Annotated in this window: 17 protein-coding genes; all 17 read right to left on the bottom strand. The window is 40.7% G+C overall.

Annotated elements, in window-relative coordinates:
* Positions 1 to 42: 42 nt before the first annotated feature.
* A complete protein-coding gene (locus tag HMPREF0847_RS01105) occupies positions 43 to 387 on the bottom strand; it encodes a DUF7716 domain-containing protein (protein ID WP_008809410.1) in 345 nt (114 codons plus the stop codon).
* A complete protein-coding gene (locus tag HMPREF0847_RS01100; RefSeq protein WP_008809411.1) occupies positions 384 to 1142 on the bottom strand; it encodes a GNAT family N-acetyltransferase in 759 nt (252 codons plus the stop codon). Before HMPREF0847_RS01100 ends, HMPREF0847_RS01105 begins: the two co-directional genes overlap by 4 nt.
* A 4-nt stretch (positions 1143 to 1146) precedes the next feature.
* Entirely contained in the window at positions 1147 to 1845 is a 699-nt protein-coding gene (locus tag HMPREF0847_RS01095; RefSeq protein WP_008809412.1) for a 3-oxoacyl-ACP reductase, read from the bottom strand.
* On the bottom strand, positions 1838 to 2074 hold the full coding sequence (locus tag HMPREF0847_RS01090; protein ID WP_002899859.1) for a DUF2829 domain-containing protein: 237 nt from the start codon (positions 2072 to 2074) through the stop codon (positions 1838 to 1840). The genes HMPREF0847_RS01095 and HMPREF0847_RS01090 overlap by 8 nt, the downstream gene beginning before the upstream one ends.
* A gap of 134 nt (positions 2075 to 2208) precedes the next feature.
* Positions 2209 to 3174, bottom strand: a complete 966-nt coding sequence (locus HMPREF0847_RS01085) for a hypothetical protein (protein WP_008809413.1) — start codon at positions 3172 to 3174, stop codon at positions 2209 to 2211.
* Between the two features lie 470 nt (positions 3175 to 3644).
* Positions 3645 to 4343 (bottom strand): TipC family immunity protein, encoded by a 699-nt coding sequence (locus HMPREF0847_RS01080; RefSeq protein WP_008809414.1) that lies wholly within the window; start codon positions 4341 to 4343, stop codon positions 3645 to 3647.
* A gap of 106 nt (positions 4344 to 4449) precedes the next feature.
* Positions 4450 to 5109 (bottom strand): hypothetical protein, encoded by a 660-nt coding sequence (locus HMPREF0847_RS01075; RefSeq protein WP_008809415.1) that lies wholly within the window; start codon positions 5107 to 5109, stop codon positions 4450 to 4452.
* 76 nt (positions 5110 to 5185) lie between these two features.
* Entirely contained in the window at positions 5186 to 5656 is a 471-nt protein-coding gene (locus HMPREF0847_RS01070; protein WP_008809416.1) for a GNAT family N-acetyltransferase, read from the bottom strand.
* Positions 5649 to 6611: a hypothetical protein gene (locus HMPREF0847_RS01065; protein ID WP_008809417.1), complete on the bottom strand. Its 963-nt coding sequence runs from the start codon at positions 6609 to 6611 to the stop codon at positions 5649 to 5651. The genes HMPREF0847_RS01070 and HMPREF0847_RS01065 overlap by 8 nt, the downstream gene beginning before the upstream one ends.
* Positions 6612 to 6630: 19 nt before the next feature.
* The gene (locus HMPREF0847_RS01060) at positions 6631 to 7056 is read right to left on the bottom strand and encodes a GNAT family N-acetyltransferase (RefSeq protein ID WP_008809418.1); all 426 of its coding nucleotides are present in this window, start codon (positions 7054 to 7056) and stop codon (positions 6631 to 6633) included.
* Between the two features lie 195 nt (positions 7057 to 7251).
* Positions 7252 to 8649 carry an amino acid permease gene (locus HMPREF0847_RS01055; RefSeq protein ID WP_008809419.1) on the bottom strand — a complete coding sequence of 466 codons (1398 nt, stop codon included), beginning with the start codon at positions 8647 to 8649 and terminating at the stop codon, positions 7252 to 7254.
* A gap of 122 nt (positions 8650 to 8771) precedes the next feature.
* Positions 8772 to 10760, bottom strand: a complete 1989-nt coding sequence (locus HMPREF0847_RS01050) for an ABC transporter permease (RefSeq protein ID WP_008809420.1) — start codon at positions 10758 to 10760, stop codon at positions 8772 to 8774.
* The gene (locus tag HMPREF0847_RS01045; RefSeq protein WP_020992593.1) at positions 10753 to 11520 is read right to left on the bottom strand and encodes an ABC transporter ATP-binding protein; all 768 of its coding nucleotides are present in this window, start codon (positions 11518 to 11520) and stop codon (positions 10753 to 10755) included. The genes HMPREF0847_RS01050 and HMPREF0847_RS01045 overlap by 8 nt, the downstream gene beginning before the upstream one ends.
* 10 nt (positions 11521 to 11530) lie before the next feature.
* Positions 11531 to 11659 carry a hypothetical protein gene (locus tag HMPREF0847_RS11510; RefSeq protein WP_012130575.1) on the bottom strand — a complete coding sequence of 43 codons (129 nt, stop codon included), beginning with the start codon at positions 11657 to 11659 and terminating at the stop codon, positions 11531 to 11533.
* Positions 11660 to 11835: 176 nt separating this feature from the next.
* Positions 11836 to 11967 (bottom strand): hypothetical protein, encoded by a 132-nt coding sequence (locus tag HMPREF0847_RS11505; RefSeq protein ID WP_008809422.1) that lies wholly within the window; start codon positions 11965 to 11967, stop codon positions 11836 to 11838.
* A gap of 288 nt (positions 11968 to 12255) precedes the next feature.
* Positions 12256 to 19308 carry an LPXTG-anchored adhesin/beta-galactosidase BgaA gene (gene bgaA, locus HMPREF0847_RS01040; protein ID WP_008809423.1) on the bottom strand — a complete coding sequence of 2351 codons (7053 nt, stop codon included), beginning with the start codon at positions 19306 to 19308 and terminating at the stop codon, positions 12256 to 12258.
* Positions 19309 to 19581: 273 nt separating this feature from the next.
* On the bottom strand, positions 19582 to 22661 hold a 3080-nt coding region (locus HMPREF0847_RS01035; protein ID WP_020992592.1), incomplete at its 5' end, for a SpaA isopeptide-forming pilin-related protein.

The raw sequence follows: 22661 nt of genomic DNA, 5'->3' as shown, positions 1-22661 counted from the left end.
CTGTCTTTCTAAAATGAAAATTATTGTTTATAAAAAATCTTCCTACAAAACTGTATCTTTATCAAAATCCATAAAGTCATCATGCTCATAATAGTAAAGCAGAGCCTGTAAACACTCTTGATCAGTCGCTTCTGCTTTCTGCTCCATGACTGACAAGAGAACATCCGCAAAATCTTCACCGTAATAAATCAGCTCCAGCTCTTGCTCCCTTACTTGTCTAGGATAAACATCCTTATTGTCCACTACTTGAGGATAATCAGCAAGCAAGTAGCTGTCCTGAAAATTCAGTTTTCCATTTTCCTTAGCATATAAACAGAAATCATCTAGCTCTTCCGATTTTACAGCCTGAATGATATCTTTTAAGTCATAGGTTTGGTTTTTCTTCATTGGTCAAAAGTCCCTTTCCATTCATAAGCCGGATAAGCTCCTAGACACTGATAGCCCAAGCTTTCTGCAACCTTCTTGGAAGCTTCATTGTGCGCATCCCAGAGAGGAAAGAGTGAATGGTTTTGGGCTTCTAAAATCATCTGGGCACCCAAGATTTTGGCCAAGCCCTGCCTTTGGTAGGCTGGCTTGGTAGCAATTTCAATCTCAAGGGCTCCACGATAGACTAATCCTGTCGATACAGCAGCGATGATTTCCTCTCCTGAATATACTAAAAAACCAAAGCCACCCGACACTTGAAAATGGTCAAAATCGGAAAAGTTACCCTGCAAATCCTGAGACCAGACTTCCTCAGCCAAACGCTCATAGCTCATCACATCGATCGAACAAAGGTGGTAGTTTGCTGGTAGCCTGCTCAGCCATTTCTCCAAATCCTCTGTATCAAAATCAGCCCTGTCCGAAAAAGCGTAGCGAGTAAACCGCTCCAGTCCACTCTGACTATCCAGAAACTCTTGCCAGCTGAAATCTTCAGAGATGATAATCTTATCAGCCAGACCATACTGGCTACTATAATCCTGCCAAAAATCCAAATCCACCTGACCAGCCGGAAAAATGAAATTTCCTAGTTGGTAAAGGCAGGATGTCTCAGGCGCGTTCACAAAGAACTGCCCTAGGCCAGCATCCAAACCGTAAAGTACCATATTTTTGGTCCAGGATTTGAAAAAATTCTTAGCTTTTTCATTGTTCGCATTCTTCATTCACTTACTTCAAACTCCAGCCACCGTCGATTTTGATAATCTCGCCCTGCATAGCAGCTGCCTTACCACTGGCTAGAAAGAGGCTGACATCAGCTACTTCCTGAGGATCCAGCCAGCGCTTGATTGGCGTTTCCTCAGCAACCCAGTCAGCTAGTCCGCCTGGCTCAAAATCTGCGGCAGTCATAGCTGTCTTGACAGCGCCAGGCGCCAAGCCAAAGACTTGGATATTTTTATCCGCATAGTCCAATGCTATCTGCTTGGTCAGACCAGCCAGAGCATGCTTAGAGGCTGTATAGGCAACACCGCCACCGCCAGCCAGAAAGCTAGCAATCGAACACATATTAATGATGATACCAGACTTTTTCTCCAGCATTTTCTGTAGGTAAAAGCGGGTAATTTTCATGGTAGCGGTCAGATTAAGCGCAAAAATCTGATCCCAGTCCTCATCGCTGGTCTCGTTTAGGGGACGGTAATCGTCCAAGATTCCTGCTGTATTGCAGAGAATGTCTACCTCAGGCAAGCTGGTAAAGAGTGGTGTCAAATCACCTGTCAAATCCAACTTGACAAAACGAAGCTCATTTAGAAAGCCAGGATTTTCATCCTTGTCCACCCCGTAAACTCGGTAACCATTTTCCAAAAAGCTCTGGGCTTGAGCTCTACCAATACCAGAGCTAGCCCCCGTCACTAGTACTGTCTTAGTCATCTACTTCCACCCAATCTGTCGCAAGGACATCACAAGGAGTCGGACTCCACATGGAGAAACCCTCCCCCTCACCTGAAACATTGATGAGGAAATAAGGTGTCACTTCAAGAGCCACCCCATTCTGCTCAATCGTGTCAAAAAGCTGGACGTAGTTTTCTGCCCCGCCCCAGCCTGTACGCACATATTTTTTCTTGGCCTTAAGGCCAGGTAAAATCTCTTCAAATGTCATGGTTTTCTCCTTTGTTTTATTGATATTTACTTACAAATTTACTACTTAGCATTAGTAATTATATTAGACGATGATTGCTCTTGGCAATTTGGTTCTCTGGTTGAGATATGAAATTTTGCCCAAGATTGTGCTCATTATTCTAACTCTAATTTGCCATTATAATATTTCTGAATATCTTCATAGCTCATGATTTTTGTGTCCTGCCCTTCAGTGCTCCACTTACCCGGCAAGTATAATCCATCATAAACAGATACTCCTGTTTTCAAAAATTCCGTTTCGAGTTCAATGAGCTCCTTACCATTTGTAATGGCCCCATTCTCTGATTGAATTACCTTATAAGCAAAGCTGTTCTTTTTAGAAAATAGCTTGAAGGCTGATGAGTTAGAATTTCTTAAATTGATATCCCCCTTATAATCTTCTGATTTCCAAAATCCATTATCAAAAGGTTCCACACCTGCTCTAAGAGCCTCTTTCGTATCTAACATGAGATCTATTTTATTTTTCTCATTCAACTCTTGCTCTGTTTTTTCTGCATCTATTTTAAGAGTTTTTAGATTTAGTAAAAAATAACGATATTTTTTCTGTTCGGTTATTGAAAGTACAACATAATCGTTGTCACCTATTCTTCTAAGGGTTGGTAAGGTCCCATGTAGCTCAATATTGTCATTTTTCAAATAGTTGACCATCAATTTCCAAACGTCAACTTCTTTTTTAGTAGCTTTTTTATTGGTTAAATCAAAGATATCTAGATAGGCGTATTCATCTGACTTCATTTTTATAGACGGAACAACCCCTCTCACTCGCTCCCTGTGCCTAACCAAATAATTTGAATTTACCCTAACCCAATCTGATGAATCCGGAGACGCAATTGATTCTTTACGTTCTTTTTCATCAAATTTCCATTCAACAACGATGCCGTTTTTATTATGGATAAATTCAAAATTTTGAATATCTGCATTAGCATTATAAATTGTATATTGATAAGATTCCTTTATATTACTTGATTTCTCATTTTTCTCTTTTGAAGAACAAGCTGAAATAAACAATATAGATATTAAACAAATAATAAATTTACATATCTTATTCAGATTTTTTGTCATCTAGTGTACCTCTTCTGCTTAACAAATCATTTTTCTCATATTCAATCACCATGGTTTAAAACATTTTTATAATCAGAAAGTTCAATTTTATCATGTCTGATCTCATCATAGATGTTGATAAGAAATTCCCAATTATATTAACTAAATAGGGAGTAGAAAGTGTTTCAATATCTCTACAGATATTATACCAGTCTTAAGAGAGAAAACTATCAGATCAAAATCTCTTACGCATTCGCGTTCCCCCAAAAATTACCACTCAGTCAATCAGTAAATCATTTTGATTGTGAACCAATTCAAACAAGGGAAAAATACCATACAGATTCTAACGGAAATATAGCGATAGTCGATCTATTTCAATTTCGTATTAATATCCTCTAAGAGCTACACTGTCTTATGATAATTCACCTTTGAATCGAAAAGGTGTATAACTTTTTTAATGAAAAAAACTTATTAAATTCTATATGGCATACTCACTGTTTTCCTATGGTATCCGAGTATTTCACTTTCAAATCGCCCATATTTTCTTTTGAATAGCGCTGACTTCCCTCTTTAAACCAAATATCTAGAAAATAGGTGTAGAGAATTTGATCAGATTTTTCTGCCAACCAAGCCTGACCAATATCGTAATCCTTCAGATAGTCCAATATCTCCTCTTTTGACACTAGACTCTTAGGCGGTGGCTCTTCCATTCCATTAAAGCGATATATTTCACTAGCAGTTTCATCATATCCCATTTTTTTAGACTGATCAATTAATGCTTGAACAGTAAAATCTGAAACTTTGGAGAAAGCAATGGAAACATTTTGTTTAACGAGACTGTCCTCATATACATAGTCAATATTGAGATAAGTATCTCCTGATAACTTTTTACTATACAGAACAGCAAGCAGACCATCGGAATTGATATATAGCTGCAAATCTTCATCATCTGCCAACCTAGGTTTGGCACGACGATAGTATATCCAGGCTGGCTCACCTACATAAGCCGTATTACTTTCTATAATCTTACTCATATCTGGTAAGCCCAGAATATTTTTATAATGAACACTCGCATAATAGATTTCATCAATTGGGTTTTTTAGAGAGTCATAGTCTCGATATCTCAGAAAACCAAAGATACAGAGACCTGCTACAAGGAGGACGAAGAGACTTAGGATAGTTTTTTTCATATTAGTTTGCTCCTTCTGTGATCAAATCATTGTATTGTATCTCCTAATACCATTAGGTCCGGAAGAAGCAGAAAAATAAGTATCTATCTTTCATCCTATCCTCCTCTCACTTCTCTTCCTCAAATATCACTTTCCCCTGCTCATACTTCCGCACAGCTAAGAACCAGCGGATAGGGTTGTTTTGGAATAGAGCAATTACGACCACTGCTGGAAGTACCCCTGCCACTGGTGAAAATAATAATGAAAGATCAAACCACTCATGGTTATAATAAGGAATAAGCATTCCTGGTATTCCAAATAAACTTACAATTCCTAAACAAAATAGAAGAACCAAGATAACAAACAAGAAAAAGAAAATTTTACCTAATGTTGCTTTCTTATCGGAAAATCCTTCCCAAAATAAATTTCCATTCACTGCAGCTTTAAATTGTTCTTCGTTTGCCAAAACTGTGGAACGAACATTTTTATACAATGCTTTTTCCAACATATAAATACTTCCAACAAAAACTAAAAATATGGCTAGTAAAATGATTGGAATCATCCTCTCGTTTAATCTAAATGGAGAAATAAAGGGAAAAATAGCAAGTCCAACACCTCCACCAAATAACGCAAAAACCAACATCAAAGGAATAATGGCCCTATTGGACTTCCTTGCGCCTTCTGTATTTAAGAGGGCACTTTTACTCGCCACTAAGGCCTCTCTCGTTCGTGTATTATAGTAGACAGCCTCATCACCGCTCTGTCCAATAAAAATTATTTTTCTCATATTTAATCACCACGGTTTAAAACATCTTTATAATCAGAAAGTTCAATTTAATCTTATCTTCCTTCTGAAAGATGATCTAAAAATCAGCGTTTTTCTCCATCTCCACAAAGAGATGGATATCGCCATTGCTTTCCTGCGGAATGCGCCTCACCACTTCAAAGCCCATGTTGAGATAAAGTTGCTGGGCTCGGTGATTGAAGTCAGCCACTGATAGACTTATGACTTGGGGCGCAAAATTTGCCATGATAAAGTCCAGAATTTCCTGCAGAAATGTAGCGCTCTGACCCTTTCCACAATGCTCCGGCTTCATGCCCAAACCAAGCTCCAAATTTCGCTCTCCTTTCTGCTCCAAGCAGAAAAATCCATATAGCTTCCCCTCTCGCATGACTTGATAATAACGGTCCCCACGCGCCTCTGGGGAGATTATTTCTTCATAATCCTCCAGGTCATTTTTCATATCATAAAAATCATAGGGCGCCTCATAATGCCAGTCCTTAGCAATTTCCAAAGCATGCTTCTGAGTTAGCGGTTTAATTTTATTACTCATGTTTTTTCACCTCCTCAGGGTGGGCTTCTCGCCATGCTAAATAGTCATCAAATGACTTGATTTGTGTTTTCTCACCTGTTGCAGAATCCGTCGCATACACTTCCATTACATCCTGCCCCTTAAGCGCAAACCAATGCAAGAGGTTATCAAACCATTCTTTTTGGTTATACTGTTCAGGTCGGAAATAAAGTCGATCTATATCTTTCATATTCTTAGCTACTTCTGGATATAGTTGAGCAAAGTTGGTATTGGAAATATCAATTTTATTGCGATAATCAGGATCTGGCCTAAGTTTCCCATCACTTTCACTTAAATGTAGCTCCTCCAACTTAAATCGAAAGCTATCAAAAAGATTTCCAGGTCCGAAACTAATATTTTGATTATAAGAGCTATTTGTATCCATCTCATTTCTTCTTTGAGCAACATCTTTGAAAAAGAGCTCCTCATTATCAATATCCAGTAAAAAACTTTGCTCAAAATATTCTCCATTAACATATTGGTAAAGATTGTCTCGTGCCATATAGTCTTTCCCATTACCATAATAACTGCTTAAGACTTCATTGAGTCTAAATTTTTGTGTCTGAATTCTAGGTAATTCATACAGGTCTAGTTCTTTCTTTGATAGATTAGGGCTATTTAAATCGTAGCTGATTATCTTATAGTATTCTTCTTTCCCAATTGGTGGAGAGTTTTTAACTTCTCCAATTCGCCAAGAATGAACAGCAATAGTTGAAACATAATTTTGTCCATAGTAAATATGACCATAATTATCTTTCTCACCTACAGCAACCAATACAAACTTATTATTATCGAAAAGCTGAATGCTTTTGAATTTTGTTTCTTGTCTATTGATATAAACTTTAGTATTTATTCCAATAACCCATAAGGAGAGTAGACCTAAAGCTCCCAACAAAAGAATACTCAATAAAACATATACTAACTTCTTTTTTCTCATGACCGTCTCCTTAGTTTCTCTAAAATCCCCAATAAAATCGTTTTTGGTCTGCTTTTTCGCTGCAGCCAAGACTACGATAAAATTTATGGGCTGATGTGCGGGCAATGCCTGAATTAATCCGAATTCCTGTGTAACCTGCCGCTTTTCCCTCGTCACGCAATGCTTGCATTAGCGCTCTGCCATGTCCCTGCCCTTGAAAATCCTGAGCGACGGCCAAAGCCAAGAGATTGAGCAAGGACGGGAAATAGAGACAGTCGTAGCTAGCCGCATGAGCGTAGCCTATGACCTGACCGCCTTCTTCAGCTACCAAAATCAAATGCTGGTCATTCTCTAGAAGCCTCTTTAGTTGCGCTTCCGTCGCTTCCCTATCAAAATCATATCCTAGACTCTCAGCATTAATTCGCTGAATGGCTGCGGCGTCACTTAGTTTTACTTTACGAATCATTTGTCACCTCGTTTTACATTTTATTATATCAGAAAAGTAGCCTTCCCTGCTGTCTTCAGGTGACCGTTCTTCTTCCGATTTTCTTTAGACGAAAGATTCTATTTGGAAAACTTTTGCTTTCTCATATCAATCTGATTTTTTTCTTAAAAAAGACAGAGCTACAAACAGCTCTGTCTAATATTTTCGCGATAAAAATTAATGATCTGCATAAATCTCAGAATGCTTGTAGCCATATCCAAAATAAATCAAACTTCCCACCAGTAAAGCAATACCGAAAGCTTGCCAGGTTTCCTTAGTATACTGGGTCATAAAGGATAGACAGATAACAATGGACAAGATTGGCGTCAGAGGGACTAAAGGCGTTTTGAATTCTCCAGCTTTGGGCATTCCTTTGTCTTTCCGCAATTTCAAGACTGCCACAGCTAATAAAATCAGATAGGCCAAGGTACAGATATTAAGGAAAGATGCGATACTAGCCAAGGGGAAGATACCCGCACAGATGGCTGAAGCAATCCCTACCAGAATCGTTGCATTCTTTGGTACCCGACTGGTCTCTGTCAATTGTCTAAATGATCGAGGTAAGAGACCATCACGCGCAATACTGTAGATCATTCGAGACAGGGCAAAGGTCATGGAAATGCAAACGGTAATCAAGGTCAGAATCGCCACAACTGAAACGTAATTTGCCGCCAAGCCAAGGCCAACACTGCGAAGAGCAAAGGCTACCGCATCTGAAACATTAAGCTTAGTATAGTGAACAATCCCTGTCAGGACCAAGGTCACCAAAATATAAAGAATGGTCACAACGGTTAAGGACAGGACAATCCCACGCGGAACATTCTTTTGAGGTTCCTTGATTTCGTCGACCGCCATAGAAATGGACTCAAAGCCTAGAAAGGCAAAGAACATGAGCGAAGCCCCAGCCATAATACCGACCTTCCCGCCATAAATCTCACCAAAACCAAAAGGAGCAAAGTTAGACCAATTTTCTGGCTTGATAAAGAAAAGACCCGCAATAACAAAAAGTGCTAAAGCTGAAAATTTCAGAACTACCAAGGCTGAGTTAAAGCGCAGAGCAGCTTTAGAATTTAACAAGACAACTGCGGTGACAAAAAGTAAAACCAAGATAGGCAAGAGATCTACATAAGTCCCCTCTTTAGGATTAAAGGTGCCATTTAAGGCAGTAGGGAGCTGGATGCCAAAGCCACTCAATAGCCCCTTTAAATAGGATCCCCAGCCAGAAGCAACACCTGAGATAGCAGTCATAAATTCCATAATAGTCAGCCAGCCAGCAATCCATGCCGGAAACTCACCAAAGACAGCATAGATATAGCTATAAGCCCCACCATTGGCCGGAATGCGAGAAGCAAATTCAGCGTAAAAAAGAGCTGACATGCTCACACAAAGCGCTGAAATGATAATCGAAATAATCAAGGACGGACCAGCATAATTGGCTGCTCCAATCCCTGTGATAGTGAAAATCCCTGTTCCCACCATAGCTCCAATTCCTAATAAAATCAAATCGTGAATCTTTAGATGTCTTTTCATCCCAGTCCTAGACTTGCTGACATCTTTTTTACGAAAAATATCCATCACCATCTCCTCCAAAATATAGACGGTTCATTATATCACAAGTTTCCGTATTTAGAAATAGCAACATCACTTTTGACTTTGCTTCCATCCATAAAAATAGAAGTTGGGAAATTCCCAACTTCTTACATTGAAATGATTTTGCGATAGCTACGTGATGTAATCGCAAAGACAATAATATAGCTGATAAAGAAGATTGCACAGACTCCCAAGGTTACTGCCAACATTAAGCTAGCATTGAGTACTCCAAGAGCTGATAAGATGAGGCTTAGCATATGGTAAGCAAAGGCTAGATGGATAAAGGCAAAGGCCAAAGGTAGGAAGAAAACTATCAAGATCTGTCTACGAATGGTTTGCTTGATTTGTTTTTCATCTAAACCGACCTTTTGCAGGATCACAAAGCGATCTCGATCTTCATAACCTTCAGATATCTGCTTGTAATAGATGATGAGTACAGTTCCAAGCATAAAGACGACGGATAAGAAGATTCCGATAAAGAACATACCTCCCAGCATCCCCTTGATTTCTTGCTTATCAGAAGTCGATATTGATCCATAGACTGCATGATTTTCAGGCAGAGTTGTATTATAGGCACTGAGCTTTTCTTGATAGGCATCTCTCAATTTACTTTGCTGGTCTTTTGGCAGATCCAGATTCAGACCTCCGTAATAGTTGCTATTGACAGCATATTTTTCCATCATGCTAGCGAAGGTCTTACTTGAATCTTTAACCACCATATAGATTTTCCCAGGAACAATCATATTCATCTGATCTGGTAAATGACCAAAAATAAAGTCTTCTTTTAATACTTTCTTGATTTTCAAAGTTTGGTCAGCGATTGTCAGTGTTTCTTGATCTTGCAGTTTCAAACCTTGTTGGAATACTGCCACTTCATTTTCTTCAAGATTAAGTGACTTTCCAGTCATGTCTTGATAAACCGCTTCAGAGACAGCCAAGATATAGATATTGGGCGCTACTGCTTTTTGAGTACTTGGGTATAAGTCCAGCTGATTGCCATTTAGACTTTTGACTCCCATAGTATAGTACTGATAGACAGCTTTTTTAGTCACGGGTAAGTTCTGCTCTTGAGCAAACTCTGTCAAGACTTGATCTATTTGCTGACCATTCACACCCTTTCCTTGTAGGCTGATATCATGAGGGAACATGGCATTTTGCATATATTCTCCACCAGCATAGATATTAGCACCGCCAGACAAGGTCACCAGAACCATGGTTGACAAGATTGTAATTGTTGCCAGACCAACAGCATTTTTTTTCATTCGGAAGATTAGGTTGGACACCGAAATCATATTATTGGGCTGATAGTAGTAAGTTTTTCTCTTTTGTAAGAAATGTAAAAATTTCGTGATTCCAGCATTGAAGAGAAGATACGTTCCTAAAATGACGAAGAGAACTGCAACAAAGAAAACAAGGATTGCTGCTATTGGATTGGTTACTCCTGATGCTAAGTAATAACCATAAATAAGAGAGGCTAAACCTAAAATGGTTTGCAGTCCTAGGAAGCGACTTTTCTTTTCACCACTATTTTTTTCCTTGACGAGCTGGAGGGCATCTAATTTTCTCAAATACAAGCCATTTTTAATCATCAAGAAGAAAAATACAAAGCCATAGAAGAAAGTGACTAGGAATAGTACCAGAGGCTGAAAAGTTGAAGTCAAAACAACTTTCAGATCCATGATTTTCAGCAATAAAGCGTAAATCAACTGGTCAAATAAAAGTCCTAGCCCCAGACCAATTATGAGTGTCACCAGCCCAAATACTATCAACTCTATGATCATCATGATAAAGAGATGAAATCTATTCAGCCCCAGCATACTATAGAGCCCTAATTCTTTGGACCGATTTTTAATGACAAAACTATTGGCATAAAAAACAATAATAGATGTGGTAATACTAACAATAATTAATCCTAGAGCCAAGACCATGGAAACGGCACTCGCTCCAGCCATTTCTGCCAAATGGGGATTAAAGGTCAGAGAGAAAAAGATGTAGGAAATAGCTACTGCCAGACAGGTCGCGAGGGCAAAGGGATAATAGAGCTTACGATTTTTCACCAGATTGGAAAGCGCAAGCTTACCGGTTAATCTAATCATGAGCACCCACCTCACTTGCCATGACAGTCAAAGTATCAGAAATCTCCTGGAACATCTGACGTTCCGTCTTATCTCCTCGGAAAATTTGATTGTAGAGAATGCCATCCTTGATAAAGAGTACCCGCTTGGCTCTGCTGGCTGCTGATGTCGAGTGGGTCACCATCAAAATAGTCTGACCCCGATCGTTAATATCGTCAAAAACATCTAATAGTGCAGCCGATGACTTGGAATCCAGTGCTCCTGTTGGCTCATCCGCTAATAAAATCTCTGGCTCAGTGATGATAGCACGCGCCACTGCAACCCGCTGCTTCTGACCACCGGAAATCTCGTATGGATACTTTTCTTGTAGCTGATTAATTCCTAATTCAGTACAAGTGCTGACCAATTTTTGCATCATCTCTGTGATGGGGCGTCGAGAAAGCACTAAAGGCAAGAGGATATTATCCTTGACTGACAAGGTGTCCAGCAAGTTGAAATCCTGAAAGACAAAGCCTAGTTTTTCTCGGCGGAAGCTGGATGCTTGGCTATTTTTGATAGTCGCTGTATCAGTCCCATTCAGAAAGACTTGGCCTTCTGTTGGCTTATCTAGCATGGCCAAGATATTGAGGAGTGTTGACTTACCTGAGCCAGACTCTCCCATGATGGCCACATAGTCGCCCTCATCCACTGTGAAGTGGATATCCTTGAGCGCTTCTACTTGATTGCCCTGAAAACGGGTCTTGTAAATCTTTTTTACGTGTTGTACATCTAATAAACTCATAACTTCTCCTTTAAAATCCTAAGTACATTTCTTGAGCTGCCTGATTGGCTTGGCATCCGAATTTCGTCCATTCAATTTCTTTTTGACTTGGACGAATGGAAGGTCTGTCTTTCTTTTGACTGATCTTAAATAATTTCATTCTAAACACTTCTTTCTTTTGATAATCTTATTCTACCGAATTTGTACTCGGCTTTCCATAACCTAACCTTACAATCTTACTTCTAATCTTACATTTTTGTCATCTTTGATTTTTAATCGTATAAAGAGAAAGTTTTGATAAACTTTCTCTTTATAGAAGTTGGAACTGGATATTCCTTAATGACTATACTGCAACCAGAAGTAATATTGACTAGAGGCACAGCCTAAGCGAGTCTTCTCGATTTCTTCTTTAGAAATCTTTTGTGCTTTTAGAGGACGTTTGTCTTGGTTAAAAAGTTTCGTTTTCATATTAGGCCTCCTTTATAACATTTGCTTTTATCAAGGGAAACTTTCTTTCCCTTTCCTTTACACTTATAAGGATACTGCTTTTTTAAACTCGCTTCCATAACTTAACCTTTCATTTGGGCTTTTAAAGCTTACAATTTTGTCATCTTTCAACACAAGAAGACAATATGAAGCTTATCTTGCTAGAATCAGCCTGTTAGAAAGATCTTAATGGTACAAAAAAGATCAGGGACTACTCCCTGATCTCTTCGTCTGGTTCAACTAACTGTCCTCTTACCTTATCATTGAATCTCAGCCTTCTTTTCTACGTTTCCTTGCTGCGAGACCCGTGCCTAAGCCCAATAGAGCTAAGCCCGTGGTTATCGCTGCTTGATCGGACTGACTTCCTGTATTCGGTAAGTAACCTTTTTCGGTTGATTTGACTTTTGCTTCTTGAAGCTTCACTTCTTCAGATTTAGCTTCTGTATGATCTTCTTTCACAGCTTTGGTGACTTGAACTTTTTCTTCTATAATCTGATCTTTGTCTTGCCCAGAAGTTTGTGAATTAGCTTTATAAGTATCTTGTGACTTTGTTTTCTCTTCTGAAAGGGCAGTTCCCACTTCTAGAATCTGATCTTGTGCTTCTAATTTATTGTAGCTTTCTTTAAGAGTGCGCTTGCCATTTTCAAGTTCGACTAAGTTCACACGAATACCTTTACGGCCTTCTTGGATGATACGCGTTTGACCAGCTGGAAGCATATGATTCTTTCGCTCTTGCACTTGGAAATCAACCTCTTCTTCCTCTATCAGAAGCTCTGGTCTATAGAGAACCAAATCTTTGATATCATCTTCTGGAAGAGCTGTTCCTTTCTTAGTACCGACAAGCAGGACACGATTGATAGGAGCTTGAACCACTTCTCGTAGTTTTTCTGCTCGCTGACCGTCTGAAGCAACTTCAGTAAAGATTCTTTCCTTACCATTTTGCCCCTCTTCTTCTACACGGGTTTCCCCAAGGTAGAGATTGGCGTCTTCTTTTTCAAATGTCTGATAAGGAAGTGCTTTTTCTTCGACTTCTAGACGTGGAAGTTCTTCTTGAACTGCAGCTGCTACCTTACCAGCAGTAGTTTTTTCTTCCGTCAATTGAATACGGTATTCCTTAACCTGCTTACCACTCTCAGACAGAAGTCGAACCAAGACTGGCAAACGGTTATCTCCACTATCTACAACAGTCGAAGCCACTTGGTCATTTTCTTCTACTGTCACTTTAGGACGTTGACCACTATAGGACACTTGATATTCTAAGCGCTCCGCAGAGAAGTCCGGAAGTTCTTTGCCATTAAGCAAGATTTTTGATTTTGTACTTTCTTTAGGCAACTCACTTGGTGCCAAGAAAGTCATCTCAATCAAGGCAACTCCATTCTTATTCGCTTTTCTATCCATTCTCCATCTCATAGCCTTGGATTTCACAGCATTAAAGGTTGCTGTCAGTTCTGTACCAGCCTGGATATCTTGCTTCATATTGTAAGGAACGGACTCCCAGTTATCAGGATTGTTAAACAAGTGGTTGGATTCATAAGCTCGATAGTTTGAATAATAGGTTGGAACATCAAAGTCTGGGCCAACATAACGCTCTAAGACTAGTTTAGACGGAGCATCTGTACCGCTATCAGCAAAGAAGTGCAGTTTGGCTTGATTGATTGTTCGTTCGACAATCTTACCGTTTTCTTTGAAGATAACACCTGCTGAAACATCTGGATTAGCTGATGGTGTCGCAGACCAATTTGTCCAACGTCGGCTCTCATCAAGGTCCCCGTCGTTGATATAATCCACTCGATCATGAGAATCTGGATCAGCATCATTTGTCTCAGATGCAAAAGCCTGATTGCTATTTTCATCATAGTAAGGATTGTCTGATACAGATTCGCCTAACTTATCAGTCACTCGGACTCTTAGCTCGACAGATAAGTCGCTTCCAACCAGACGACCATGAACAGTAAACTGCCCAGCTTTTGATAAGCTTTCAGCTGGAACAGGTTCCCATTCGACAGCCAAATCTTTCACTTCATAGTCTTTTTCCCCTGTAAAGTAAACAGGGACCTTGCTTGGCAACTCTAAATTTTGACCTAGTTGGAGCAGGCGAGCTTGTTTTACTGTCGCTATTGGTTTACGTGCTAACAGATCTTTATCATTTGTAAAGTGGATGCGATACTCACCTAGAATATCTCCATTTTCAGCCTTGACGATAACACGAACGGGATCTCCCTCGTGGACACTTGGTACAACAGTTGCCAGACCATTGTTGCTGACGCTTGCGGTTACTACATCCGCCTTCCCATCCTTAGCTTCTAAATAGTAGTCCGTCAAGTCCGGATTAAAGTTTGGCAAATCTTGTCCCGCCACCTGTATTCTAGTCTGTGCTTGCTTAGCTGGAGCAACTTGTTTCGAGAAGATTTGAACTTCTGTGATAGAGGTTCCAAGTTTGTCATCTGCTCTCACCATACGAATACGAACAGCATAGGTATCTACCTTATCAAAGTTAAAGTGATTCATTTCACCTGCTTTTAGCTGATCTGGAGCTTTCAGATTGGTCACAGGTTTCCAATTGCTATCATCATTAAAGACATGTTCTTCGCTTTCTACAAAGCTAGGATTTTTTGGAGCTGTTGGCGTAGCTTTACCAACATAATATTCAATCACATAAGACTTAGGTGCCCCAACCCCGTGATCTTCATGGAAGGCTACATTTAGATTGTCTACTGACCGTTTAGTCAAGATACCAGAATCTCCAAAGAGAACCCCTACCGAATCTTCTTCACGACGGTTCCAGTTAGTCCAACGGTTGGCTGGCTGATCCGTATAAGAGATCACTTTATCATTAACATTAGATACTAAATCGCTAGGGTTAGAATCTGAAGCAAAAGCAAGTGGCAATTCTGAACCTGTCCATTGATCAGAGATGTTAGCCCCATTTTCTGTTTGAGAAGATACTCGTACATGAAGCTTGGTTGGTAAAGAACTTCCTTCCACCTGTCCTGACACAGTAAAGACGCCTTCTTTTTGATATTGACTAGGTGCAATAGGCTCCCAAGTAACTTTTGCTGACGAGACCTGACCATTTGAGTGGTAAGTCCGTACACTCTCTGGCAAGTGTGGAGCTTCTGCAATTGGTGTCGTAACACTGACTTCTTCGACTGCAATGATCCCTTCAACAGAAACTTTAGCAATGGCTTTTTGATCAATACCTTCGACCTTTCCTACTACTTCAAAAGTATGGTAGCGATCAAGTTCCTCCTTAGCCACTGCTTGCCAAGTAACTTTATGAACTTTAGGGAATCCTTTGTCGTACTCAACAGTAACAGTGGTTGGAAGATTTGGTTCTTGATGCAAATCAGTTACCACACTAACAGGACGAACGGATTGAACCGTTTTATTTTCTGTATTAGCCTGAATCGTCAAGTTTACTTGTCCTTCTGCTCCCTCGTATTCAGCTTTGAGTGTGACAATTCCAGGCTTGTGTAATTCAAGCATTCCTTTACGAACAGCCAGCTCTCCCTCTCCTGTTGTAGAGAAAGCAACCTTATCAGCCTGTAAGACCGCCTGAGTACCGTCTTGATAATGGGCCAAAACGGTTAATTGAACAGTCTGATCCTCTTTTAAATGATTCGCTTGCTCAACTTGTAAGCTCAAACGTTCAATTTTAGGAGCTTCTTCCAGGAACTGAACAGCATAGGTCTGTAGGGCACCGCCATCCTTAGGTTGAACATAAATGCTGGCCCGCAACCCATTTGCAACACTAGCTTGAACAACTGTGACATCTGCATTTTCAGCAGTAGCTGCTACTAAAGGAAGTTGAGATCCGTAGGCCAGGCTATGGTAATGAACTGGTTTCTGACTAGTTAGTCCTGCTACAGAATCACCGTCAAGAGTTACAGCTGGATTCACAGGTGCTTCTGCTTCACTATCTGTCACCAGTAAGGTTGCTGAAACCTTTGTACCTGCAAGTTGCCCAGTCATTTGAATGCGGGAACCTGGGACAGAAAGTTTTTCCTTATCTTCTGGCGCAATTTCCCATTTATCCACATCATAATGTTCAAGACTCCCATCAGTTAAGGCAAGAGCAACTGACTTATCTACAGCACTCAAATCTGTCCCTGGTGCTACTCGTTTGATAACTGGTAACTCTCTTTCAACGGCTAGAACTTCAACTCGCGCTTCTACCTGACGGCCATCTGACTCTCCTTTGACAGTTACAATGCCTGAATGACTAACATCTGCTTGTGACCAAGTCACAGGCTGTTCAGTCCGACTTCCGTCACTGTAAACAAAAGGAACTGTCGCTGGCAAGTTTGGAGCTTGTCCCAAAACTGTTCGGATTTTTGGCACTTCCGTACCTAAAACTGTCTTGTCTTTCTGATCATTCTTTCCAGTGAAAATAGTCACCTGGTCCGATTTTAATAAATCAGAATGAGCCGTTAAGGTGAATTTCCCAGCCTGGTCTGTTGATTTGACGATGGCAACCCCTTTCCCGTTAAAGGCTTTGCGAACCCAAGATCCGTCTGCTTGTTCCTTGTAACGTTCACGACTAGCCTGCTCGCCATTATCTACTCCGACAAGTTGACCTTGCCCATGCAACTGGAAGCGAACGAGGTTATTAGCAGTTGGCACGACATTGCCATCACGGTCTACGATTTCATAGTAGATATAGGTCAAGTCTTTTCCATCTGCTGCAATAGCATGCTCTTCCTTGACCAAGCGTACACCTGCAGGTTGACCTGCTGTTACAATCTTATCTCGGGCGATTTCTTTACCTTGATCATCACGAGCTACTGCTTCCAAAATCCCTGGCTGATATGCTACTTTCCACTCAAGGTAGAGTTCTTGAGGATTAGCCCCTTCTTGGTAACTACGGCCATCACTTGTCTCTTTTTTATTAAATTTTTTGAGTCCCAAAGATTGGTTGTTCAAGAATAATTCAACACTAGCAGCATTGGAGTATGCACGGACTGGTATTTTATTTTCAGCATCTGCAACATTGTCTGCTAATTCCTGATCTTCCCAATTCCAGTGAGGAAGCAGGTGAACCATTGGTTTTTTCTTAGCAGAAACCCACTGACTTTGGTAAAGGTAATAGTCGTTTTTAGGAATACCGGCTGTATCCACTATTCCAAAGTAAGAGCTCTTTACAGGAGTGCTGTTTTGGTTGTGCCAAGGAGTTGGTTCACCGATATAATCTGTTCCAGTCCAGATAAATTGTCCTGCGTAACCAGCATTATCTCGGTCAAAAGTCCAAGAAGCTGTTGCCGTTTTACCCCAGCCAACTCGGTCATTTCCATAGTCCGATTGTTCATAGTTTCGCCAAGACTGATTGCTTCCAACCCATTCTTGCTCTGGATGGAAATAGCTACCACGTGTACGAGTCGCAGAAGACGTTTCAGAACCATAAATCAACCAATTTGGATGTTTGGCACGCAAGGCTTTGTAATTATCTTCTGAATAGTTAAAACCAACTGCATCTAGCTCATCAGCGATTTTTTCGTGGCCACCACTACCATCACCGAAGCGGAATTTATCTGCCCCCATCGTGACATAGCGGGTTTTATCAACTGACTTAATAACCTTGACCAGACGTTTAACAGTCGCTAAAGAATGAGCATCTCCATTAGCCTCACCGATTTCATTTCCGATAGACCACATGACGATGGCAGGGTTATTTTTACCTCTTTCTACCATTGTCCGCAAGTCATAATCAGACCATTTTTCGCCCTTTTTGGCCTCTGGGTGAGTGGCGTCTTTTTCAAAGAAACGACCGTAATCGTACGGCTTCTTGCCTCCATACCAAGTATCAAAAGCCTCTTCTTGGACTAGCAATCCTAACTCTGCCGCAATCCGCAAAGTCTGTTCACTAGCAGGATTATGGGTCGTACGAATTGAATTAACCCCCATTTCCTTCATTTGCTTGAGACGACGGTACTCAGCCTTATAGTTTTCTTCTGCTCCTAGGGCTCCGTGATCATGGTGCAAGGAAACCCCGTGAAATTTGATTCTCTGACCATTCAAAGAGAAACCTTCATTAGGAGTCCAGTTATAATAGCGATAACCAAACAAGTCTTTCTTAGCGTCAACAAGCTGACCATCACGATAAATCCGTGTTACTAGCTCATACAAGGCAGGCTTATCATTCAGCACAGTCCACAGTTCTGGTCTTTCAACTTGTAGCTTTGTCTGAATTGTACTAGTCTCATGAGCTTTCAGTTTTTGACTGGCAGTACGAATCACTTCTGTTACAGCTTCTCCACCTCGTCTCACAATTTGATATTCAGCTGTGATTTCATGATCTTTATCATCAGTATTAGCAATCTTACTGCTAACAAGGGTGTCTACCTTTCCATCTTTTTGACTTTCTAACTGAGGAGTCAAGATAGTTGTTCCGTTCTTTTGGACATGAACCTTATCTCTAATAAGAAGAGAAACATCACGGTAGATTCCGCTTCCTGAATACCAACGACTACTTGGTTGCTTGTTAATCACATGAACAGCAATGATATTTTCCCGGCCATCTTTGTGAAGATAGTTTGTAATATCGTATGAAAATTGATTATAGCCATTTGGATAATGACCGACCAGCTGGCCATTCACATAGACTTGCGAATCCATATAGACCCCATCAAAGGTCAGGCGAACATTTTTATCTAAATCTTTTTCATCTAATTTAAGGGGCTTGCGATACCAAGCATCTCCACCATTAAGCTGCCCACCTTCATTTTGTGCAGGAGAGTCATGATCAAAGTCAAAGTGGATACTCCAGTCATGAGGTAAGTCTAATTTTTTCCATGAAGTCACGTCAGCTTCTTCTTTTACTGCTTCCTTAGCATTTGCGTTTAATTTAAAGTGCCAGTTCTGATTAAAATTGACCTTTCTATCCTCAATCATTTGACTCACTTCCTCCTCAGTAACAGATTTCACCTTATCCTTTTCTGATCCTTCTTGGGCAGAGGACTCGCTAGTTTCTTTTGCTTCACTCTTTACTGATTCAGAAAACTCTTTTTCTACCTTAGGACTAGGTGAATTCTCTTCTGTTTTCTCTGGAAAAGTTTCCTGTGTTGAAAGAGTTGGACTAGCATCTGCAGTCTCAGATGATTCACTAGTGGAAACTGCCTTATCAGAGTGCTCTTCCTCAATCTTTCCTTCTTCTTTGACGCTTTCAGCACTAGCGTTAACGGCCACTTCTTCCGCATAAACAGGGTTTCCTGCAGAAAGACTAGCGCCAAACAAAACTGCACAAGTCCCAATAAGCACTGAGCATGCACCAACAGTAAATTTCCGGATGCTATAGACTCTTTTACGATTCCAATATCCTTTTTCCATAAGGTCCTCCACCGAGTAACCGCTTCCATTTTTACAGAAGCAAGCTATTTCTATAGTTTTCTTCACCTTATTTTATAAAACAAGTTGCATAATCTCAATACAAATGAAGCCGTTTTCATATTTATGAGTGATTTTTCTAAAATTAGGAGAATCATAGAATTTTCTTCAGTTATCAGCAATTTTTATCTGTTCAGTTCTGTCACTTATTTCTGATAAAAAGTACAAAACATAAAAAAAACAAGCGTCAATTTTCATTGACACTTGTTTCTTGTTTTAGTTTTTAAAACGAGTCCCGTAATAAACTCCCCATCCAACAATCATAGTTAAACCAAGGGCAAGAAGTGTAAAGCTAAGCTCTGTACCTGTTAATGGTAAAGTTTTCTTAGTCTCATCTTTTTCTTGTGGTTTTTCTGAATCTTTTGGATTTGTCTTACCAGGATCTTTAGGATTTTTCTTATCCGGATCCTTTGGTTTTCCATTGCCTGGATCTTTAGGATCTTTATTATCTGGTTTATCAGGTTTATTTGGTTTGTTTGGTTTGTTTGGTTTTTTCGGTTGATTTGGGACACTTGGAATTGTTGGAATACTTTGGTCTGTTACTACTAACTTCCCATCCTTGTACTCTACTGTGTTTCCATTAGCGTTCAAAATTGTTATCGTTCCGTCGAAGTTCACTTGGAAAGTGATATCTTTAACAGCTAGGTAACCAGCTGGGGCTGTCGCTTCATGGAAAGTATATACTCCAGGAGCTAATTCTAAATCATGTGATTTGTTTACTTCTGAAGTCCATTCTGCTACAGGATTACCAGTTGCCTCGTTGCCTCGGAAAATTTGAATTTGTGCACTACCAATTTCGGTACCGTATTGGTTGATCTTACTGAAAGTTACCTTACGTGGAAGATCGTCGTCTTTATCGGTTACAGTTACTTTGGAACCATCGGTTACGACCTTGTTGTCTTCACCCTTAGAGTCTTTTTCTCCAACATTGGTCACTTCCACTGTGCCGTCATGTTTGACTTGGAAAGTGATGTCAGTTACTTTGAGGTAGCCGGTTGGCGCTGCTTCCTCATGGAAGGTGTAAGTACCTGGTGCCAAGTTGAGATCTTTAGACTTACCAACTTCTGAAGTCCAGTTTTCTACAGCTTGGCCTTCTGCCTTGTCGCCCTTGTAGATCTTAATTTGAGCACCTGCGATTTCTTCTCCACCAAGGCTAACCTTGCTGAAGGTAATCTTACGTGGAAGATCATCATCTTTATCGGTTACAGTTACTTTAGAACCATCGGTTACGACCTTGTTGTCTTCACCCTTAGAGTCTTTTTCACCAACGTTTGTCACTTCCACTGTACCGTCATGTTTGACTTGGAAAGTGATGTCAGTCACCTTGAGGTAACCTGTTGGAGCTGCTTCCTCATGGAAGGTGTAAGTACCTGGAGCCAAGTTGAGATCTTTAGACTTACCAGCTTCTGATGTCCAGCTTTCTACAGCTTGGCCTTCTGCCTTATCGCCTTTGAAGATCTTGATCTGAGCTCCTGCGATTTCTTCTCCACCAAGGCTAACCTTACTGAAGGTAATCTTACGTGGAAGATCATCATCTTTATCGGTTACAGTTACTTTAGAACCATCGGTTACGACCTTGTTGTCTTCACCCTTAGAGTCTTTTTCACCAACGTTTGTCACTTCCACTGTACCGTCATGTTTGACTTGGAAAGTGATATCGGTCACTTTGAGGTAACCTGTTGGAGCTGCTTCCTCATGGAAGGTGTAAGTGCCCGGTGCCAAGTTGAGGTCTTTAGACTTACCAGCTTCTGAAGTCCAGCTTTCTACGGCTTGGCCTTCTGCCTTATCGCCTTTGAAGATCTTAATCTGAGCACCTGCGATTTCAGTTCCACCAAGGTTAACTTTACTGAAAGTAATAGCTTTAGGACTGTCATCGTCTTTGTCGGTTACAGTCATAGTTGAGCCGTTGGTTACGGCCTTATTGTCTTCACCTTTAGAGTCTTTCTCTCCAACATTCGTCACTTCCACTGTGCCGTCATGCTTGACTTGGAAAGTGATATCGGTCACTTTGAGGTAACCAGTTGGAGCTGCTTCCTCATGGAAGGTGTAAGTACCTGGTGCCAAGTTCAATTCTTTAGACTTACCAGCTTCTGAAGTCCAGTTTTCTACTGCATCTCCTTCAGCTTTCTCGCCCTTGTAGATCTTAATTTGAGCACCTGCGATTTCTTCTCCACCAAGGCTGACCTTACTGAAGGTAATCTTACGTGGAAGATCGTCATCTTTGTCTGTTACTGTAACAGTTGAACCATTTGTAACGACTTTGTTGTCTTCACCCTTAGAGTCTTTTTCTCCAACATTCGTCACTTCCACTGTGCCGTCATGTTTGACTTGGAAAGTGATATCGGTCACTTTGAGATAACCTGTTGGAGCTGCTTCCTCATGGAAGGTGTAAGTGCCTGGTGCCAAGTTGAGGTCTTTAGACTTACCAGCTTCTGAAGTCCAGTTTTCTACTGCATCTCCTTCAGCTTTCTCGCCCTTGTAGATCTTGATTTGAGCACCTGCGATTTCTTCTCCACCAAGGCTAACCTTACTGAAAGTAATCTTACGTGGAAGATCGTCGTCTTTGTCTGTTACTGTAACAGTTGAACCATTCGCTACAACACGGTTATCTTCACCCTTAGAGTCTTTTTCGCCAACGTTTGTCACTTCCACTGTACCGTCAGTTTTGACTTGGAAAGTGATATCCGTTACTTTGAGGTAACCGGTTGGAGCTGCTTCCTCATGGAAGGTGTAAGTGCCTGGTGCCAAGTTCAATTCTTTAGACTTACTAGCTTCAGATGTCCAGCTTTCTACAGCTTGGCCTTCTGCCTTATCGCCTTTGAAGATCTTGATCTCTGCACCAGCAATCTCAGTACCACCAAGGTTTACTTTACTGAAAGTAATCGCTTTGGGACTGTCATCGTCTTTATCGGTTACAGTCACAGTTGAACCGTTGGTAACGACCTTGTTATCTTCACCTTTAGAGTCTTTTTCGCCAACATTGGTCACTTCCACTGTGCCGTCATGTTTGACTTGGAAAGTGATATCGGTCACTTTGAGGTAACCAGTTGGGGCTGCTTCCTCATGGAAGGTGTAAGTGCCTGGTGCCAAGTTCAATTCTTTAGACTTACCAGCTTCTGAAGTCCAGCTTTCTACAGCTTGACCTTCTGCCTTGTCGCCTTTGAAGATCTTGATCTCTGCACCAGCAATCTCAGTACCACCAAGGTTTACTTTACTGAAAGTAATCGCTTTGGGACTGTCATCGTCTTTATCGGTTACAGTCACAGTTGAACCGTTGGTAACGACCTTGTTGTCTT

Source organism: Streptococcus sp. 2_1_36FAA (assembly GCF_000161955.2).
Taxonomy (GTDB): Bacteria; Bacillota; Bacilli; order Lactobacillales; family Streptococcaceae; genus Streptococcus; species Streptococcus gordonii.
This window is presented reverse-complemented; position numbering and strand designations above follow the sequence as displayed.